Source organism: Paenibacillus sp. MER 99-2 (assembly GCF_023714095.1).
GTDB lineage: Bacteria > Bacillota > Bacilli > Paenibacillales > Paenibacillaceae > Paenibacillus.
Genome location: NZ_JAMAUZ010000002.1, coordinates 793,294 through 813,335, shown reverse-complemented (window position 1 = coordinate 813,335; position 20,042 = coordinate 793,294). Strand labels below are relative to the sequence as shown.

Genomic DNA, 20,042 nt, shown 5'->3' with positions numbered 1-20,042 from the left:
CTGCTGTGCTCCTCATCTAATAACTCACGTATCTCATCATTGCGTTGCTCCACTGATAATCTGCTTTACCCGTCCTACCTGTCCATTGGTGAGACGAACCTTAATTCCATGAGGGTGTGTGGGTGACTTGGTCAGCAAATCTTTCACAATTCCCCGTGTCAGCTTGCCTGTAGACTGATCCTGCTTGAGCACGATATCTACTTCTAAGCCTGCTCTAATGTTCATCCGTTGTTGTCCGTTCATCGGTTTTTTTCCTCCTTTTCAATTCCTAATCCATATCGCCGCCTGTACCAAAGCTTCATCTATTGTAGACGTTTTGCGGTCAAAACAAAAGCAAGGCTGCTAAATCCAAAAACCCGCTTCGCTCTACATTGCAGAGACGGCGGGTTTGGATTGCGAATTATGGGCGACTTTTCGAGGATGATATGCCTTCCTTTGCTGCTTCCTTCGCCTTCACGGCGAGCAGCTCCGAAACCGTCACGAAACGATAACCTTCTTGTTTAAGCTTTGGCAGAATTCGTGCTAATGCCTGTACCGTCTGAGATTTGCCCTCCACTTTATCATGGAATAGAACGATATCCCCGTTACGAACGTTTTTTAACACTTTGTTAGTAATGGCCGTAACTCCTGGAGAAGCCCAATCTCGCGTATCCTGATGCCAAGACCATAACACAATGGTATAGCCTTTCTCTTTGGCGGCCTGAATCACCATGTCATTATAGTAACCACCAGGTGGTCTGAACAACAGTGGGCGAGGCGCACCCGCACCAAGGATAGATTTCTCGGCAGCATCCATGTCACGAATATAGGTACCAACTCCAGTATTGCGCCCTGCATACGTATGTGCATACGTATGATTAGCTACCTCATGTCCTTCCTGCTGCTCCTGCATGACAAGCTGCGGGAATTTCTCAGCCCATTTGCCTAACACAAAAAACGTCGCTTTCGCTTCATACTGCTGGAGCAAAGCTAAAATTTCAGGTGTCTGTACAGGGTCGGGACCATCATCAAACGTTAAGGCGATAAGCTTATCCTGTGTAGGCACTTCCCACACGATCTCTCCACGTTCCTCGTAGTACTGCCGATTCTTCTGCGCAGGCTTCGCATAAACCGTATTGCAGCTAATGAAGAGGATTACGATGAGTATTCCGATTAATCGGGCTTTTTTCAGGGTCAGGGTCATGTTCATATCCTTTCTGTGTTGTTGAACCTAAACTTTCCCTGTTAGCATTACCCGATTCCCCGGAACTATTTAAGACTTGTCAGAAAACTCACTCTAGCGAAATATCTGATCTATCACTGCAATTTCCTCGGCAGACAATTCTACCTGCAATGTCTTCAAATTATTAATAACCTGTTCCGGTTTCTTCGCTCCCGGTATGAGGGCATCAATGGAAGGCTGGGACAGATACCATGCCAACACAAGATGTGCAACCTCAGCATTTTTGGATTCTGCGATGCTACGAAGTTGATCTACCTTGTCCAAATTGCGAATAAAGTTCTCGCCGGTGAAGAGTGGATTCTTTGCTCGACCATCTTGGAACGTTGTATCACGTTTATATTTGCCGCCCAGCAGCCCTGCAGCCAGTGGGAAGTAAGGGACAAATGAAATTTGATGTTCTGTTGTGTAAGGCAGCAGTTCTTGCTCAGCTTCTCGTTTGAAAAGATTGTATTCGGATTGTAAGACGTCTACGTCCCCATCCCGGTTCGCTTCCCGAAGCTGATCAACGGAGAAGTTGGACACACCAATTGCTCGAATTTTGCCCGCATCCTTTAATCGCTTCAACGCACCTACTGCTTCATCTTTCGGTGTCTGTTCGTCTGGAAAATGAATATAGAATAAGTCGATGTAATCCGTCTGTAAACGTCTTAGTGCTTGGTCAACAGCTTCGGTTAGAAAGGCTGGGGAGTTATCGATCTCAACCTTTCCATCGACCAATTTATGTGCAGCCTTGGTTGCTATGATTGTATTTTGACGCTGACCTGTCTCTTTGAGCACTTCGCCGATTAATCGCTCAGAATGCTCCGGACCATAGATGAAGGCTGTATCCACAAAGTTGATCCCTTGCTTCAATGCAGTGCGAACGATTTCTTTGCCTGTTTCATCATTCAACATATCAGGATAAATATTGTGTCCACCTACTGCATTTGCACCTAACCCAATGGGGTTAACAAATAGATCCGTTTTGCCTAAACGAGTGTGTTGTTCTGCCATATCTCATCTATCTCCTTTTTCTGAAGGTATGTTCACGTACTTCCTGTATTATATCAAACGCATAACCATATTTAAAATATCGGATTTGTCAGATTAACTGTTTTTGAGTACGGTAGCTTCAACATCATTGATAAAGCGCCGTAATTTGGCAGCGACATCCCGGTTAATTTCCCCATTCTCATACAATTGCTGTACGGTATTCCGCTGCTCCTGAATCGCTACCATCTGTAGCTCCATCTTGTTCTGATCGAATGGATCTTCCTTCTGCCCTTGATTCCAGCTACGCAATTTGGAAATGACGCGCTCATACTTGGCAATTACGGCTATCGCCACCGTACGATTAGCATCGTTCATCTGGGCACGGATCGCCTTAATTGCTGCTTCAGAGGTACGAAGTTTAACCTGCTGGAACAGTTCTGCATTTTCGATCATGAACGACGAAGTCGGAGCTTCTTTACGCTCGGTGAACAGACGTCCAATTACACGTGCAATCTCACTGATTGAGAACATCATTTGTGTGTTGGTTCGGTTAGCCAGCATCATTTCTTTGCGATCCAGCCAGCTATTACACCGAAATGCTGCGTCAGATGCAATGACATCCTCATCCATCATCTTCTGCACTTCCTTACGTTCAGCACGTGTACCAATCAGGTTAATAGCCGCTTCCTGTTTCAGGATATCTTTGCGTTTACCCGCACTGAGCTGACCAGCCGTGTGTCTGATATACTTCGACAGATCTGAGACTACAGCAAGCGCCGCTGCCTTGTTCTCCTCATTCATCTCTGACTTCACCGCACGTACCGCTGCATTTAGCATAATATCTTGTGCTTTACGTTCTGTAGTAAACGGCTTGCCATCCGTAATTTTCTCATCATTTTTGGCTAATACCGGAAGCAAGGCACTCGCTGCAATTAACGTTAACAGAATTACACCTGCCGCCAAAAAAATAATGAGATCCCGCTCCGGAAAAGGCGATCCATCTTCGAGAACATATGGAATGGAGAATGCACCAGCCAGCGTCACCGCTCCTCTCACACCCGAGAGTGAGATTAACATCATCGATTTGAAGTTCGGCCTTCCAATCGCAGATTTGGGGCGGTACCATCTATTCCCACGCCAGAATACATAAATCCATATAAAGCGTAGAGCTAGTAACAATAACGTAATCAGACCTACGTAGCCGAGTACCTGTCCATTATTAAACGAGGCATTGGCAAAAATAGTGTTTAACACATCTGGAATCTGCACGCCTAGAATAACAAACACCAGACCATTTAGAATGTACAAAATTACAGACCAGGTGCTCATCGACACAACCTGCATCTTAATTTGCACAGATTCTGTACGATCACGCTCAATCGCATGAATGATACCACCCGCAACAACGGCCAAGATTCCCGAGACACCGATCTCTTCACTAACAAGATATATCACGAAGGGCGTCAAAATCTGCAGAAGCATATGAATGGTCACGTCTTCCATCCCGAGACGACGAATCCAGACACCAAGCCGGATGAGCAGAAACGATAATATTGCACCGGCAAGTAGCCCGCCGATTGCGATAATCAAGAAGCTAACCGAGGCCTCTGCAAGTGAGAAAACACCTGTAACCGTAGCAGCAATCGCAAATTTGAATGCAACCAATCCAGAGGCATCGTTCATTAACGCCTCTCCCTCAAGTAACCTATGTATGCTTTTTGGAAGATGTACACGTCCTGCCATCGCGCCAACCGCTACAGCATCCGTTGGCGACAAAATTGCAGCGAGTGCAAAGGCAGCTGGAAGTGGAATGGTAGGAATAAGCCAGTGAATTGCATATCCACCCACCAGTACGGTGACAAATACAAGCCCTAACGCAAGAAGTAGAATGGGTGCTCTGAGATTCCACAATTCATTTCGTGGTGTTCGTTTACCATCGTTGTACAACAACGGAGCAATAAAGAGCACAAAGAACAATTCCGGATTCAGTGGTAAATGTACGCCAGCAGGTAGCATTGCCACCACAAAACCAAGCGCAATTTGAATTAGCGGAACCGGGATAAAAGGTACAAATCGGTTCAATATGTTAGATAAACCGATCAGAACCAATAAAACGAGGACAGCGATAAATAGTTCCATGATGTTATTCCCTTTCCGCATAATGAACCTTGATGCCTTATTTTAAGTATCCTAATTTTAGCATATAACAAACACTCGTTATAAAGATGTTGTCATATTCATTTACCCAGCCAAGGCATTTTATAATAGCTTCGTCTAAACAATTGTGATTGATTCTGTCTATAAGTTCGTAATCAAAAGCGGACTTTTTTGAACTACCACTATAAGATGTTACAATACGTTCAGGACAATACCCGTTTGGAAAGGATTTTGGTTATTATGGCATTTGGAATTAAGCGGAAAGAGCTGGCAGCATGGAAAGAGCGGGTTTCCCGTGGCGAGATCGCTTATCTTACTCATTTTTGGATTGATCCCCGTTTCCCAGGCGTGAAGAGTGTGACCAAAGTGGGGTGTGCAGATCTCGAAAGACTCGAAGAATGGTGCCACACACATGGACTTAATCCTCGTTATATTCATCGACGTGAGGCTTTTCCTCATTTTGATCTTCTTGGTGAGAAGCAAAAGGAAATTTTGCAGTTTGAAGGCCTAACAGAGCATATTCGCCGATTCCAACTATAAGAGGTTTTAGTGAATGAATTAAATTAATCTACAATAAAAAACGCCAGTCTTCAAGGTTTAGACCTAAACGAAGGTCTGAAATTCTTGAAGGCTGACGCTTTGGCTTGAAACGTATTACCTTATCGATTCGCTTGCTCAAGTGCTTTCATGTTCTCCAGCAACTTCAACTCGATTTTTTTGAGCATACCGATCATCTGTTGTTGTTCTTCTTCTGTAAGTGCCTGCAACAACTCCCAAGTCATGCGGCCGCGATTCGCAATCAAAGTGCGAGCTAACTGCTCTCCCTCATGTGTGAGGGATAACCAGACAATCCGCCGATCCTCTTCACTACGCACTCGTTGAATAAGCCCCTCGCTCTCCAACTGATTCAGAACAATTGTTGTTGCTCCCGAGGATAGACTGAGCTGTCTTGCCACATCAACAGCCATGCAACGTTCTTCACGTAATATCATAGCTAATATATGATTTTTGGTTGGATTCAGTTTGCAGTTTGTTTCATTCTTCTGTTGCTGATCCAGCACTTTATTTTTATATCTGAAGAAGGCCTCCAACAATTGATCGATATTTGCCAATTGAGAGTTTCGCTCCGTATCCGGACTCATAACTGTCCCTCCTACCTATGATCATAACCTACCTTATATTGTAACATATTTGTACTATTTTGTTTGTGAAATATACGTTTGCATTCGAAGGGTTCGGATGGGATGAATGCATGACGTTTAGGCAAGTTTAGAGATAGAGCGCAAACAACCTATTGCAATATGTTAATTAGTTTGTTTATAATGACTTATGCCAGAAGTTACTTTTAGTTACTTAATGATTTTTATAAATTTATTGTTATTAAGTATATGGATTATCACCTATATTACTGCGAAGGAATTTTAACATATGAATACGACAAATGAAACAAATCAAACGCTGACTGTAGATGTCTGTATCGTTGGAGCGGGGCCAGGTGGAGCTCTCTTATCCAATCTGTTGAATCGACAGGGTATATCTACAGCTTTAATTGAACGACAACCCCATCTTCACAAGTCGTTCCGCGGAGAGCTGCTGAATACGGATGGAGAAGCTATTTTAAAAAAATATGGTCTGTACTCTACGATCGCTGAGCGCGGAGCACTCCCACTGGAGGAGATTCAATATTGGGAAGACGGCAAGATTATTAAAACGATCTTCCCAAGTGATGAAGTCTCGCACGTCGGCATCCATGTACCACAGGATCACTTGTTAGAGATTATCGTCTCCCAGTCACAACAGCAAGAGCACACCCATGAACATATCCTCTTCAATACAATTATGACCGGGATATTGCGAGATAAGACCGGCAAGCCTGTTGGCGTCAATGTCCGTCAAAATGGCATTCCGTCTTCCATTGAAGCTTCAGTTATCGTCGGTGCTGATGGACGATACTCAGCCGTAAGGAAGCATTCAGGCTTGATCCCCGATATTCGTAAGCATGGATATGACCTGTTATGGGCTCGCATCCCGGCACCTGTAGGCTGGGAACCTGCGGTACGAATGGCAAGCATGGACGGACAACAGCTGGCTCTCTTCTCTCAATTTGGTGGCTATGTTCAGATCGGCTGGAACATCCCACAAGGATCTTATTCCAAGTTGCGCGAGCTACCCTTTACACCTTTTGTTCAGAAACTGGTTACGGCATTCCCTTGTTTGGCTGATTCGGTTAAAGCGCACATCCAAACTTGGAGTGACTTTGTATTGTTATCTGTGGAAAGCAGTTATTCGGAGACATGGACGCAGGATAATATCGTTCTCATTGGTGACGCTGCTCATACGATGACGCCAACAGGAGCATTCGGACTAAATGCCGCACTGGAGGATGCGGATACACTTGCAGAACTATTAACCCATATGGCACAGGATCAGTTCGTTTCGATGGAGCCCTTGCAAGAGTTGCAGTTGCTACGCGGAGATAAAGTGAAGCAGCAGCTTGCAAAACAGATCGAGATGGAGGTCTCCTTCCAGCAACGCTATGAATCCTTCCTTTGAATAAGGGAGTAAGACGGTCTGCTGGTCTATTACGAGCTGAATACGGCAGCACCGCCTCATACAATCATCATTACGTTATACCCACAAGAAGCCATGACCCTCCAGATCGGAGTTCATGGCTTCTTGTGGTGGTATTCATTCTAATCAAGAGATCAACCATATCATGAGATTAACTCGAGGTATTGTTGATTTCATACTACAAACCTTTAACTTTAGCACAGCTTTCTCTGATGATCAGTTTCGTAGGAAGCACTACTTTTTTGGGTATATCGCGTTTGGAGAGAAACTGCTCGGCAATTAGTTCTACGGCAGTCTCGCCTATGTACTCCATATGTACCTTTACCGTCGTTAACGGTGGCTGCATAAATGCCGACATCGCAATATCATTGAAGCCGATAATAGATATCTCTTCAGGCACTTTAACACCTGCTTCATGTAGGGCGCGAAGAGCCCCGACAGCCATCGAGTCATTTTGCACCAAAAAAGCGGTTGGGCACGCCTGTGATTCCAAAGCACGTTGCATCAGCTGATATCCATCCTCTGGGTACCAGTTACTCCCCATATACATGAAGGTAGACTCTTGCAGATTCTGTTCTTGAAGCCATTCGCCAAAAGCAATCTCTCTCTCATCACGCGTCGTTCTGGCATAGGACTCATTATGCCCTCCGATATAACCAATTCGGCTATGACCGAGGCTGCTTAGATAATCCAGCGCTCCCCGAACCGCATGACGCATATCAAAAACAACCGAATCAAAATGCTCTTCATCCGGTGATGAATCGACAAATACAATCGCATCTAGATTAGTTGGAAAGTTATCGATATCCTTCTGCTCGAACCTTCCAACAGCAATAATTCCATCAGGTGCTTCGCCATTCCAGTCAATGCCCTCTCCGGTACTGTGCTTGTACATCTTCACAAGTTCGAACTGATGCTTGAAGCATTCCCTTTCAATGCCAAGCCGAATAGCCAGGTAATACGGATCCAACATCTCCTCCTGATCTGTATACCAGTTCATCAGTCCGATTCGCCGGGTCTCTTTGGGAACTCCATGTGCTGCCGCACTGCCGTTACGCTCCCTTGGCGTACGATAATTTAATTGTTGAGCAATTTCGAGTATTCGTTTACGTGTCTCGTCTGATACAGAGAGGGTTGGGTCATAATTCAGCACTCTAGAGACTGTAGCAATAGAAACACCCGCCTGACCCGCGATATCCTTAATCGTTGCCATAATTCATAACGTTCCTTTCTTCCAGCTATGACCCACATCGCTTCATCAAGAACACCCCTGCAACTTCCGACTATGTCAGCCTGTTGCTGATTCAGCGAGATCATCACAATTTCAATTTACCTGTTCATTAGTGTATCAGATGTCTGCTTCGATGCCCAACAATTACATATAGATTCTCAGGTATCCATCCACAGTAGCAATTTTCAATGTGATGAAAAAAACCTTCAGCCCGCGTTAGTCGCGAGCAGAAGGTTATACTTATTTGATGCTTTTAGATTATGACCTAGCTATTAATTAGCTGTTACGTAGGCTGTTACATAGGCAATTACTTAGGCTTCTACTCACGCTTATGTTCCATTAGGTTCAATAACACCTGCACAGCTTCAACCCGAGTTGCTGCACCCTGAGGCTTGATAGACTTACCATTACCCTTAATTAATCCAAGCTGTACAAGTGCAGACATTTGCTGTTGTGCCCATGGTTGAATATCTTCTCCATCTGTGAATCCAGCCAATGCATGATTACCGGTTCCGCTTTCGTCTGGGTATAGCTTTTGCAGTGCATTATAGGTCATTACAGCCATCTGTTCTCGTGTAATCTGTCTGTTAGGTTCAAAAGCCACATCAGACACACCGTTGATAATACCTGCTTGGTAAGCAGCTGCAACCGAGGAAGCGTACCATTTGTCCTCAGACACATCAGCAAACGGTGTAGTCGAAGTCTCTTCCAGCCCCAGCATACGGGTAAGCAGCGCAGCGAACTCTGCTCTCGTCACAGGACTTTGTGGTGCGAAATTCGTATCGTCGATTCCTTTAACGATATGCTGAGCAACCATCACTTCGACAGCACGGTTATACCATGAGGAGGACTGAACGTCATTGAATGGCTTCCTAAAAGTCATCAGGCTATAGATTCCCAATTGGTTGATATGGGCTTCAAATATGCCCGTCTCACTATTCCATGTGCTGCGCTTAAACTCTGCTTCACCCTTCTCGTTCCAGTAATACACACCTACGAGCTGGTGATCGGTTCCAGCATCCGCTGCAAGTTTGATTTGGACTGGCTGCCTAAACGTAGGATTCAGCTGGCGCACTGTGCCGTCTTCAAGCGTAGCAGATAGCTCCAAGCTGATGAACGATCCGGCAGACTTGAGCTGACCGCCCAAACGCTGTCCAGCTGATGCAATCTTCGAATTTTGATCCGTGGATGCAACAGGTATTGATTTCAGATTCAACGACTTGAACTCAGAACCCAGCTCTGACGCAATCTGTCTCAAAGCATCATATGAAAGCACAAGTGAGATACCCTCTGCGAGTTTGATCGGCAGATCCATCTGCTTCTCCAGGGCAGCAGCAACTTCTTCATGGCTTACTGTAGTTGTTCCATTAACATCATTGCCTGGACTCGTGCCTACTCCTGGTGTGACAACAGGTGCAGTCGGCGTGACTGCTGGTGTTCCAGATGAAGAGCCTCCTGTGGCGCTCCCCCCAGTATCACCGGAAGATCCTCCGGTTGAACCACCCACCTTGTAATTCGCCGTAGCAAGTGTAAACGTGCGATCTAGTACCGAAGCTTTCAGTTTTAAGCTATAATTCCCATCTTGAAGAGCAGGGATGATTAATGTACCATCTTTCGATACACCACCATTACGAGCCTGAAGTACATCCTGCTGGATGGCAACTCGCTCCCCTGTAGCCTGATTCACGAGCTCGAGCATGACAGGGATGTGCAGATCTGGTGTCTGATTTTTCACATAAGATGAAATCGGAATGTTATCTACATAAGCGTTCAATCCGTCTTTTGCTGTCACCTGGTATGCCACTGTTTTGTTGCTATTTCCGTTCTGGATATTCAGGCTTCCCGCCAAAACTCCGTCTGCAACATGTGCATCAGCAAAGTGTCTGCTGTGCTGAGCGAACGACAAGTCAATCGACTTCGTGTAGAACGCACTGTCATGCAGTCCGTCACGAATCTCGGCATAATGCTCGACATTATTATCCTTCAAATACTTGTGAAGTGTCGTTACTGGCACGTCAAACTTGTACCCATCCTCATTACCTGAATCCAAGTAAATGGAATATCGTTTCAACGCTTCAAGAGGGTAAGATTTAATAATGTCAACGGGATTCTGACCTGCTTGAGTGAAGTTAATTGCACCCATATGACTAGCTGCTGAAGAGAATAGATCCGGGTATTGGAAACCAATCGCGAAGGAGCCGAATCCACCCATCGACACACCGGAGGTTCCTCTGTAACGCGCATCATCAATCGTTCTGAATTTCTGATCTACATGCGGTACCAGATCCTTAACCACCATATCCTGCCATTTCACACCATCAGGCTCTGCACCATTTACCCACCAACTCATTCCGGAAGAGTCAGGCATAACAACAATCATATCCTTGGATCGTCCTGCAGCGATCTCTTTGTTCAAAATCTGATCGATTTTGTCAATCTCATAGGACTCACTATCACTGTTGAACTGGTGAAGTAAATACACACTAGAATAACGCTTGTCTGGATTCGTCAAATAGCTCTGCGGCAGATAGACTCTATATTTAACCGTCCGCTTCGCACTTTCTGAATAAAACTCGGTCACGAAGAACAGTTTCTGATCACCTGTTTCTCGAAGTTTACCGTTCTCCTGCTGATAATATTGAGATACCGTTTCCTGTTGAAGTATCTTCTCGGTTCCATCTGCTTTGGTTCCTGTTATGACAACTTCAGCCGTATACAAGTAACGGTTATCCAGTGTAAACACATACGGATTGTTGATCTTAGTTTTGATTGTTGCATAATCTTTGGTCCACTGTTGCCGTTGTTCCAGTAGCTTCAGTTTATCAACGCCTTTCTCAAAATATTTAGCCGACAATGTATCTGCGTAGACAGTCAGATTTTTCTGATCTATTGCCTGGTACTGCTTAGCCGCAAACGCCTTCACTGTCGTTACTTCGTTCTCACTAGGTACCTCAGAAGGTAAGTTTTTAATTTTTTGCATCGCCGCTTTCGTGTAAATGCCTATCGGCCCGGAATACCAGCCCCCGCCGCCGTTATCGTTAAGCATGTACACGGCTATCGTATTGACCTGACCCCGTTTCAGCAGATTACTCGGAATTTTATATTCACGCGATGCTGCCCAGAAAGAAGACTTATAGACACCGTTCACGAATCCCGTCTCTCCTACCTTAACCCCATTAATATAGGTGATGTCAGCATCATCGATTTTGCCGGCCATCAAGGTCAGATCCTGATCCGGGAAATCTTCAGGAACAAAAAATGTCTTCTGATACCAAGCAGCTCCAAAGTAATTATTCAGCCCCTCATAACCGCCGAAGCCGTCTGTCCACCAATCCAGACCTGGTTGCACTGTTGCCCAATCCGTCGTGTCCACATTTTCAGCTTCTCCATGTAGGGATGGCCCTGGATACGAATCTTTTTTGAATTTCCAATCCCCAAGCAGATCAATCTGAATATCTTCAGGCAACGTACCTGTTGGCGTGACACGAATCAGAGATTTGGAACCCAGGGATATTGTGGAGCCAAGTAAAGAGGCTTGGAGAGAAACGGTAGTACTTTTGCTGCTGCCCAGCTGATCCACTGGAATATCAAAACTGTCACTAAAATTAGATTCAGTCGAACCGGTAACGATGTCCCCCGCGTTTTTGGTATCACTGTACAAGATTTCGCCAGCTGGATTAGTCACCTTCAAGGATACAGATAACTCAAAGTCCTGATCTGTATCATTATTCTGGAAAAGCTGCACCGCAGCCCGATCCAGTTGAGTCGTGTAGGCTACACGAACCTCATTCGTATCGGTACCCAATGCTTGAGGCGTAGCCGTAAAGCTACCTGTTAGAATGCCTTTGGCAAACTTAGAATTGAAAGCACCCAAAGAACGATTCAGATCCACGAGCGGATTCGTCGTATGATCACCCGGACGCATCTGGTAGCCGTGTGAGATGGATTTGGAGCGCAGATGAGCGTGAATAGCATTGGTGGAATTATCTGCATATGTATTAGGGTCATCTGCACCACCGTCCAGATAAATAGAATACGCTCTCAATTGGTCATCTGATTTGCTCTTCATTAGCTCCATTGGATTTTTGCCTGCGATGGTCATGCCCAGCGGGGCTCGATGACTTCCAATGGAACCAAACACCTCCGGATGATCAAGTCCAACGACAAATGCACCAAACCCACCCATGGAAATGCCCGTAATTGCTCTGTACTGTGGTTTATCAATCGTTCTGAATTTTCCATCAACTACGGGAACCAGATCATCCACAATCATATTTTCCCAGTTTCCTTGATCATCACCTTCCGTCTGATTGACGAAATAGCTGCCTTTGCTGGAGTCTGGCATAATGACAATCATTTTCTGAAGTGTTCCATCCTTCATCCACTGATCCAGCTTGTTTGCAATGCCACTGGACTCAAACTGCTCACTGGTATTGTTCTCTCCATGAAGCAAATAGACGACAGGATACGTTCTTGTGCTATCGTAATATCCTTCTGGAAGGTACACCCGGTAAGTCATTTCCTTCTGATTCATGCTCTCGGACACATAAGTTGCTGTGTAGAATCTAGATTGCTGTGCTTCAGGTGAGCTCTCCGGAGTGCCGGAGAGTAACTGACTGCTCAGCTGGGTGTTCTGCGGAGTGACAGGTGTAGCAGACTCTTGTTCAACGGGTACCGTTTCAGATGAATCATTGACCACAGCTTCCTGTTGTTCACTCTGTATCGATTCTTCCTGCGCAGCATCCTCCTGTACAGATTCTCCCTGCACAGTTTCCTCCTGCACAGCAGTTGTTGTTTCCGCATAAATAAAGCTCGGCGATGAGGTTAACATCAGTGCTGCTGATAAAGCAGCGATGGGTATCGTCTTTCTCTTAGCTTTCTTGGATTTGGATCTAGTATCTTTCATGAACGAACCTCCCTGATTACTTTATGAGAACGTTTACAATTGAACACCACTAATTTATCATTATTTTTAGTAAAAAATCAATAAATTTTTACTTATATTAAGTAAAATTATTCCGACGTGCATTTTTACTTTTTCTCTACAGGTAAAGGAATACCATTTTTGCCGTTATGGACAGCTGAAATGTAACTTATCTTCCGTCTGATTGACAAAAAAAACAGCCCTCACGAGGAGGACTGTTTCTTGTATATTTTCGATGATACGTTGGTTAATGATGATAGATAAATAATAATTGAATAAGTGCCTATATGAAGCAGATCGGCTCATTCAAGCCAATTATTTGATGCTATTTTTCACGAGTGCAGCAAAGGCTTCTGAGCCTTTAGCCGTGAGATGTACGCCATCTTTTTCAAAATAAGCATCTTGCCCTTCACTCGCTGCGTTCCAATCAATGAGCGAGACATTGTTATACTCTGTCGCCGCCTCGTTCAATGCTTTATTCACTGTCCGTTCCCAAGGTCGAGGCACTCGTACCGTAACTAGATACACATGTTCCTCGTCCTTCAAAAATTCAAGAACTGACTTTAGATTTTTGGAGTTAAAAGACCCGTTTGTTCCAAGTTCCAATACAACCTGGCTGCCCATTTGATTGTTCTTTTTCAATTCACTTAATACATCCGCAGCCTGCCACATCTGACGACCCACATGACCATCTACATGCACACCTGTCATCGTCTGTTCCAGATAAGGCTTGGCGTCAAGAATGACTGAATCTCCGATGATTGTATAACGGATTTTCTCATCTGTAGCTGGTGAATCTGTTTCGCCTTTCGGTTCATCGGATGTATGATCCGATTCCTCTGGTGACGGGGTAGCTTGATCGGTAGAATCTCCCGTATCGTCTGCGGAATCTCCAGCACTAGCTTGATGATCCGGAGGTGTCTCTTTGCCTCCATCTGTTACTTGCTCCTCAGGCTTGGAAGACGAATCTGGCGATTGAGGTGGTGGGTCATTCTCGTCTGAATGATTGTCCCCTCCTGTAGCCGACTTATGTGTCTTCGGATCATGCTTGTTGCCTGAATCTGATGGAGCAACCGTCGCGGGTACAACATCCTGTCCCTTCTCTTCCGTGACCGAATGATCGCTGTTTAGCGTGGTGGACATGGACACCGAATGGGAATCTGAATTCGATTCAGAGGTAATCATCATCTGTGACACCGTTACAACAATTAGAAGCGTGGAGAGCACGAGAGCTGACCGTTTCCACCATACGTTGGAAACTCCATGCCTATGATGACCTCTTCCCCACATATTGGATAACGTATTACGAAATCCGTTATACCGAATAGGATTCTCAATATATTTAAGTGATAATGATGCCAGAACTACCGTTGCCAGCACCTGTAGAATCATGCGCACAGGATGCGCACCACCTGTATCTATCGTTGGGCTCGTCAGTACGATAACCGGGTAATGCCATAGATATAAACCATATGACCGCTCACCGATCCATCGTAGTGGCTTAGCACCAATGATCCGTGCCAGGAACGACGAAGGGTGTGCGAGTACAGCAACCAAAATCGTCGTTGCAATGGCTTGAATGATCATGCCCCCCTGATACAGCGAAGAATCGTATTCACTCGTATTCAGCATCATATAGATTAACAGCAGCAGAGCAGCGATACCTGCAGCATCCATGCCCAATCGATTACCACTGGCAAGTGACGAAGACAACTTCCGGCTCGGCCAGACTACAGCTAGAGCAGCACCCGCTAATAACGCAAACGCACGTGTATCTGTTCCGTAATAGACTCGGCTCGGATCCAAATCCGGGTTGTATATGATTGCCATTGCACCTGCTGATAATTCAGCCAATACGACAATAAAGACAACGAGCCATCCCTTACGTTTGAATAAAACAATTGCCGCGACCATCAATAAAGGCCACACAATGTAGAACTGCTCTTCTACAGCTAATGACCAGAAATGACCAAATGGGGACGGTGGCCCAAAGCTTTCGAAATAGGATACATGATGAAAGATATACCACCAATTGCTTATGTATAACACCCCTGCGACAATGTCGCCACGAAGAGCTGCCAATCGGGAAGGATCGGTGCAGAGCAGCCAGATCATTACAACCGCTGTCATCGTTAGCATGCCAGGCAACAGTCTCCTCACCCGTCTTAACCAAAAATCACCGAGTAAAATGCGGCCATGCTCTTTCCATTGTGTCAGGAGAATATCTGTGATTAAGTAACCCGATAGTACGAAGAATATCCCCACACCGAGCAGACCACCAGGGATAAAATCTAAATTCAGATGATACGCAATTACTCCAAGCACCGCGATGGCTCGTAAACCATCTAATCCATTCATATGGCGCTTGCTACTCAAAGGTTGTGACATGTGCTGTGCCCCTCCTTACTTATGCAAGTTGACTTCTTCGCTGTCTGGGGCAATTTGAAGCTCGCAGTGGTACTGGTTCTCGTTGTCTTTAACATACGTATTGCACCTTTCATCTTTCATTTCCACATGAAGAAGACGTGTAAAATGTCTTCTGCGTTGCATCTATATTATTAATATTATTAATCCACGACGTGGATAACATAGTCAGATTCATCTGATCGTGCAATGTGTTTACCTAACAGTATACGCTCGATCAATTCGGCAGAATTTACAAGAACAGTTACAACAGATTAAAACGATGTAACTTTACCTCCCAAGCTTCTACAGCTGTAAAATCATACTCTATATTTGTAGCTTAATATAGTGCTTTTATTAGATTGGAGAATATTACCTTGCATCGCCAGATGAGAGGTTCCCTCTACTTTACGATTAAGAAACATGTAATCCATGGAAAAAGGCTGCCGACTTACTCAGCAGCCACTAACCATTATAAACCTATCTTTCGCCGGATTGAAAGTTTTGCTCATAAATGCATCTCGAAGCCTAGGACTCAAGCGCTGAATAGGGTATTTTTTACAATTAATAACTAGAACAGAGCTTAAATCAATAAGGTTCTTGACAATCCAGCATTTGCATTTCCATATTACCTTTAATCTATTTGCTGCATCGTTCCTGTTTTATGCTTTATCTATTTCGGTTTTTAATTCCATCAGGCTATTAATCACACGATCGGCTTGTGCTAACTCATCAGGCTGAGCAAAATCGAAATTGCACCCAATAGACCTCAATCCATTTTCTTTTGCTGCTCGAATGTCAGACAGCCGATCTCCAACGACAATCCCTTGAGTGATCTTATACTTCTGTATAATCGTTCGTACAAGATCTGACTTATTCTGCGATTCAATCTGTTGTATGCTAAACGTTTCCGTTACCCATTCATGCAAATGGTAGTAGCTAACGATGGATTCCAAATATTCGATCTGTCCGTTACTTGCTATGTATATCGGAATTTCTCTGTCTTTGCACAACTGAAAAAATTCTTCTACACCAGGGTATAGCGCCCCTTTACCTGAACTGATATGTTCTATTAATCTCCCATGGAACCATTCATTGGCCTGATTTTTAATTTCGTCAGAATGACCGGGTAATAAGTTCTCCCAAACGACCGGCAGTGGAACCCCCATAATCTCGCGGTACTTTTCTATAGGTGTCCCTTGATTCCATAATTCTTGTGACCTAAGGTGCTCAAATGTGTCATGCAGCGAAGATTCCAATATTTTATCCGTCTGAAACAATGTTCCATCCATATCAAAAATTAATGATAACATCAAAGCCCTCCTAATTAACGTTCCTATAACGTCCTATCCATTTTTTTTGGTAAAAAATATCCCATCTCATGCGTTTCACATGTATTTCTCATCATACGCTCTAACAACAAAAAAACAAACGATTAGTCGATAAAATCGGAAAATTCCACTAATCGTTTGCATGAAAATTCGTATTGAATTATTTAATAAGTTTCAAGTCAACTACTCAACTACATTTACTGTATCCACAATTGCTGCATGTTTTGCATCCTTCCAGATTGATCAGGCTTGCTGAACCACATGAAGGACATAAGTCTCTCGATTCAGCGATAGAAGGACGCCCATTTCCTCCTGTTGTTTCATGCGTAGCAGCAGGGTTCGTATCCTTCATCAATGCCTCTCTCCACGCTTCTTCGTTCCCTTCATCCGCATGGAGGGAACCTATGTGATTGTGAGCAACACTTAGCTGTGGCTCGTTCTCTATAGATTCGCTCTGTACGTGACTCTCCAAAGCTTTGGCAACTGCATCTGCAATGGATTCAACCCGATTCACGCCAAAGCCAATGGCTCCCGAGCCTCCAATGCCCTTCAAGTGTTTAATGAGTAGTTCCACTTTGTGCCCATGATCCCCATACCGCAGGAACAAAGAGCATACCCGTCCAAGTGCCTCTGCCATGGCAAATACGTCTGAACCTGCTTTACCTACATTCAGGAAAATCTCAGCTGGAATGCCGTCTAGGTCATTGATTGTAATATAAGCCATTCCAAATGGCGTATTAATTTTGTAAGTGGCTCCACGCAGAACCTGAGGACGGCTTCTGTACTGTTTATCCAGCACTTTGGCAGAGGTGGCTGCTGCTTCTGATCCTGCTACTGCCGCCGGTTCTGCTACTGCCACTGGTTCTTTTTCGTCTTCTGGAATGGATTCGTGTTTATTCAGTATTTGTTCTTGCGTTGCATTTACTTCTTGTGTTTTTGCCCTTTCTTGCCCTTCTTCCTTTACCTCTTCCTTCTTCGAAGTGGATAACACCTGCACATCCCTGCTGCCATCTCGGTAGATCGTTACCCCTTTACACCCCAGATCATAGGCAAGCTCATAGAGCTGAGCCGTATCTTCGACCGTAAAATCGGCTGGACAGTTGGCTGTTTTGGATATAGAGCTATCCACCCACTGCTGGATGGCCGCTTGCACGCGAATGTGATTCTCAGCGGATAGATCCATCGCGGTTACAAAGTAAGCTGGAAGTGGCTCGCCTGGATGGGCATCCAGCCATTCTTGGGCAATCGGTACAAACTGTTCATCATAACCAAGTCGGCTCTGACGGAAATATTTAAAAGCAAAATACGGTTCAATACCTGTTGATGTCCCCACCATCGTGCCTGTACTTCCAGTCGGAGCTTGAGTGATTAAAGTGACATTACGAATGCCCTGTTCCCGTATAGCCTCTTCCACTTCCGGATACGTCGCAACCATATTTTTCATAAAACCACTCTGTAGATATGGCTCTACTTCAAAAGCAGGAAACGAGCCCTTCTCAGCCGCAATTTCTGCCGATGCCAGATAGGCTTCCTTCGCTATGAATCCATACAGCTTATCTAGAAATTCCAGTGACTCCGGGCTCCCATATCGAATGCGAAGTTTGATCATCAGCTCAGCGAGTCCCATCGTACCAAGACCTACCCGACGTTCATGCTGCTGATTCTGTCTATTCTCTTCAAAATGATACGGCGTCGCATCAATCACATTATCCAAAAATCTCGCCGAAACGCGTGTAGTCTCCGCCAGTTCTGCCCAAGCTACATCGTCTGCCTCTGCATCATAGAATTTGGATAGATTGATCGCAGACAGATTGCATACACCCCATCCTGGCAGACCTTGTTCGCCACACGGATTAGTGCAGATGATCGGGTTAAAATACCAGCTGTTCGACATTTGATTATAGTATTCCATAAATACAACGCCTGGTTCTGCGGATTTCCAAGCAGATTCAATAATGGTACGCCAAATTTCCCGCGCTTTAACTGTGCGATATGGAATGACCGAGCGACCAGCATCTCTCCATTGCTGTAGGTCTCCGTTCCACTCAGTGTCATAGTCTGGATCACTTGTATCTGGGAATACGAGCTCCCAGTCACCATCCTGCTTAACAGCTTCCATAAATCCGTTACTTACGCACACAGATAGGTTCGCATTCGTGACTTGACCCATGGTTTGTTTCACCGTAATAAAATCAAGTACGTCAGGATGCCAATCGTTCATCATCAGCATCAAGGCACCTCGCCGGCTTCCTCCCTGCTCAATCAGTCCAGTAGTATAACTGAACAAGCCACCCCAAGACACAGAACCGCTCGATGATCCATTAACCCCTTTAACAACGGCGCGCCGAGGACGTAAAGAGGACAAGTTAATCCCCACGCCTCCTCCGCGTGCCATAATCTCAGTCATCTCGGTCAGCGTTTTCATAATGCCACCGCGGCTATCCTGGGGCGAAGGAATAACATAACAATTGAATAGCGTTAGTTCATCACTCGCACCAGCACCCGCAGCAATTCGACCTCCCGGTACGAGCTTCCAATCCTCCAATACCGAACGGAATCGGGATTCCCATGTTGTTCGTTGTTCAGCGGTGGATTCAACGGAGGCCATCGCTTTAGCTAGACGATCCCACATCTCTTCAGGTGTCTTTTCTATATTAAGCGTCAGCTTCTCTACATCTGTCTTAACGATCTCTCCGCTTCGGGTTCTCACTTGTACCAGCTGACCCTCACGTTCTATTATTTCCCCAACTTCCTTCGTTGGAAATTTGGGATCATCCTTCGTTAATACCAATACAACATCCCCGACCTTTGCATGATTCGAATCTGCGTTCTTCCAGGCATACCGGTCCAGAAATATTTTTTCGCTTAGTCCTTCTAACTTGTGTGATTGTTTGTTCGTTTTCATCGCCACGCTCAGCCTCCCCGGAATAACGGTTCAATTTTGCTCTACGATTAAATTATGACTAAACACCACATATAGTGATTATAATTCAGTATATTACACTATATATTGATTTTCCATGTGATTTATATCATAGTCGTTTCTCGTGCTTATCTATACTCGGACAAGCTTCCCCACACGCCCTCAGGCGCATGTATATGAACTCTGTGAACTTTCTGGGAAAATACAGCCGAGCAGATCGAATTATGAATCTGGTTATGAACTGTCTCTCATTCGTCCATACTATTACCTACGAAATTAAACGTCATCTTGAATGGCATGGGAGGTAG

At 44.9% G+C, this 20,042-nt stretch carries 12 protein-coding genes; 2 read left to right on the top strand and 10 right to left on the bottom strand.

Annotated elements, in window-relative coordinates:
* Nucleotides 1-36: 36 nt before the first annotated feature.
* From M3636_RS14705 to M3636_RS14690, 4 genes are all read right to left on the bottom strand, one after another.
* Nucleotides 37-243 carry a YwbE family protein gene (locus M3636_RS14705; RefSeq protein ID WP_128101300.1) on the bottom strand — a complete coding sequence of 69 codons (207 nt, stop codon included), beginning with the start codon at nucleotides 241-243 and terminating at the stop codon, nucleotides 37-39.
* 157 nt (nucleotides 244-400) lie between these two features.
* A complete protein-coding gene (locus M3636_RS14700) occupies nucleotides 401-1,183 on the bottom strand; it encodes a polysaccharide deacetylase family protein (protein WP_251382997.1) in 783 nt (260 codons plus the stop codon).
* Nucleotides 1,184-1,276: 93 nt separating this feature from the next.
* A complete protein-coding gene (locus tag M3636_RS14695) occupies nucleotides 1,277-2,215 on the bottom strand; it encodes an aldo/keto reductase (RefSeq protein WP_128101299.1) in 939 nt (312 codons plus the stop codon).
* Nucleotides 2,216-2,308: 93 nt separating this feature from the next.
* Complete coding sequence (locus M3636_RS14690; RefSeq protein ID WP_251382996.1) at nucleotides 2,309-4,333, bottom strand: Na+/H+ antiporter; 2,025 nt, start codon at nucleotides 4,331-4,333, stop codon at nucleotides 2,309-2,311.
* Nucleotides 4,334-4,591: 258 nt separating this feature from the next.
* Between M3636_RS14690 and M3636_RS14685 the strand changes: the two genes are divergently transcribed.
* Nucleotides 4,592-4,891 carry a hypothetical protein gene (locus M3636_RS14685; protein ID WP_128101297.1) on the top strand — a complete coding sequence of 100 codons (300 nt, stop codon included), beginning with the start codon at nucleotides 4,592-4,594 and terminating at the stop codon, nucleotides 4,889-4,891.
* Between the two features lie 119 nt (nucleotides 4,892-5,010).
* On the opposite strand, the gene M3636_RS14680 is transcribed toward M3636_RS14685, so the two are convergent.
* Nucleotides 5,011-5,493, bottom strand: a complete 483-nt coding sequence (locus tag M3636_RS14680; protein WP_128101296.1) for a MarR family winged helix-turn-helix transcriptional regulator — start codon at nucleotides 5,491-5,493, stop codon at nucleotides 5,011-5,013.
* A 286-nt stretch (nucleotides 5,494-5,779) separates the two neighbouring features.
* Here M3636_RS14680 and M3636_RS14675 point away from each other — a divergent pair, with 286 nt between their 5' ends.
* The gene (locus M3636_RS14675; RefSeq protein WP_128101295.1) at nucleotides 5,780-6,904 is read left to right on the top strand and encodes an FAD-dependent monooxygenase; all 1,125 of its coding nucleotides are present in this window, start codon (nucleotides 5,780-5,782) and stop codon (nucleotides 6,902-6,904) included.
* Nucleotides 6,905-7,100: 196 nt separating this feature from the next.
* Here the strand turns inward: M3636_RS14675 and M3636_RS14670 are convergent, their stop codons facing one another.
* The 5 genes from M3636_RS14670 to M3636_RS14650 form a co-directional block, all read right to left on the bottom strand.
* Nucleotides 7,101-8,135, bottom strand: coding sequence for a LacI family DNA-binding transcriptional regulator (locus M3636_RS14670; RefSeq protein ID WP_128101294.1), 1,035 nt, complete (start codon nucleotides 8,133-8,135; stop codon nucleotides 7,101-7,103).
* A 337-nt stretch (nucleotides 8,136-8,472) separates the two neighbouring features.
* Entirely contained in the window at nucleotides 8,473-13,059 is a 4,587-nt protein-coding gene (locus tag M3636_RS14665; RefSeq protein WP_251382993.1) for an alpha/beta hydrolase-fold protein, read from the bottom strand.
* Nucleotides 13,060-13,392: 333 nt separating this feature from the next.
* Nucleotides 13,393-15,465: an acyltransferase family protein gene (locus M3636_RS14660; RefSeq protein ID WP_251382992.1), complete on the bottom strand. Its 2,073-nt coding sequence runs from the start codon at nucleotides 15,463-15,465 to the stop codon at nucleotides 13,393-13,395.
* A 677-nt stretch (nucleotides 15,466-16,142) separates the two neighbouring features.
* Nucleotides 16,143-16,796, bottom strand: a complete 654-nt coding sequence (locus M3636_RS14655; protein WP_251382990.1) for an HAD hydrolase-like protein — start codon at nucleotides 16,794-16,796, stop codon at nucleotides 16,143-16,145.
* A 202-nt stretch (nucleotides 16,797-16,998) separates the two neighbouring features.
* Entirely contained in the window at nucleotides 16,999-19,716 is a 2,718-nt protein-coding gene (locus M3636_RS14650) for an adenosylcobalamin-dependent ribonucleoside-diphosphate reductase (protein WP_251382989.1), read from the bottom strand.
* Between the last annotated feature and the right edge of the window lie 326 nt (nucleotides 19,717-20,042).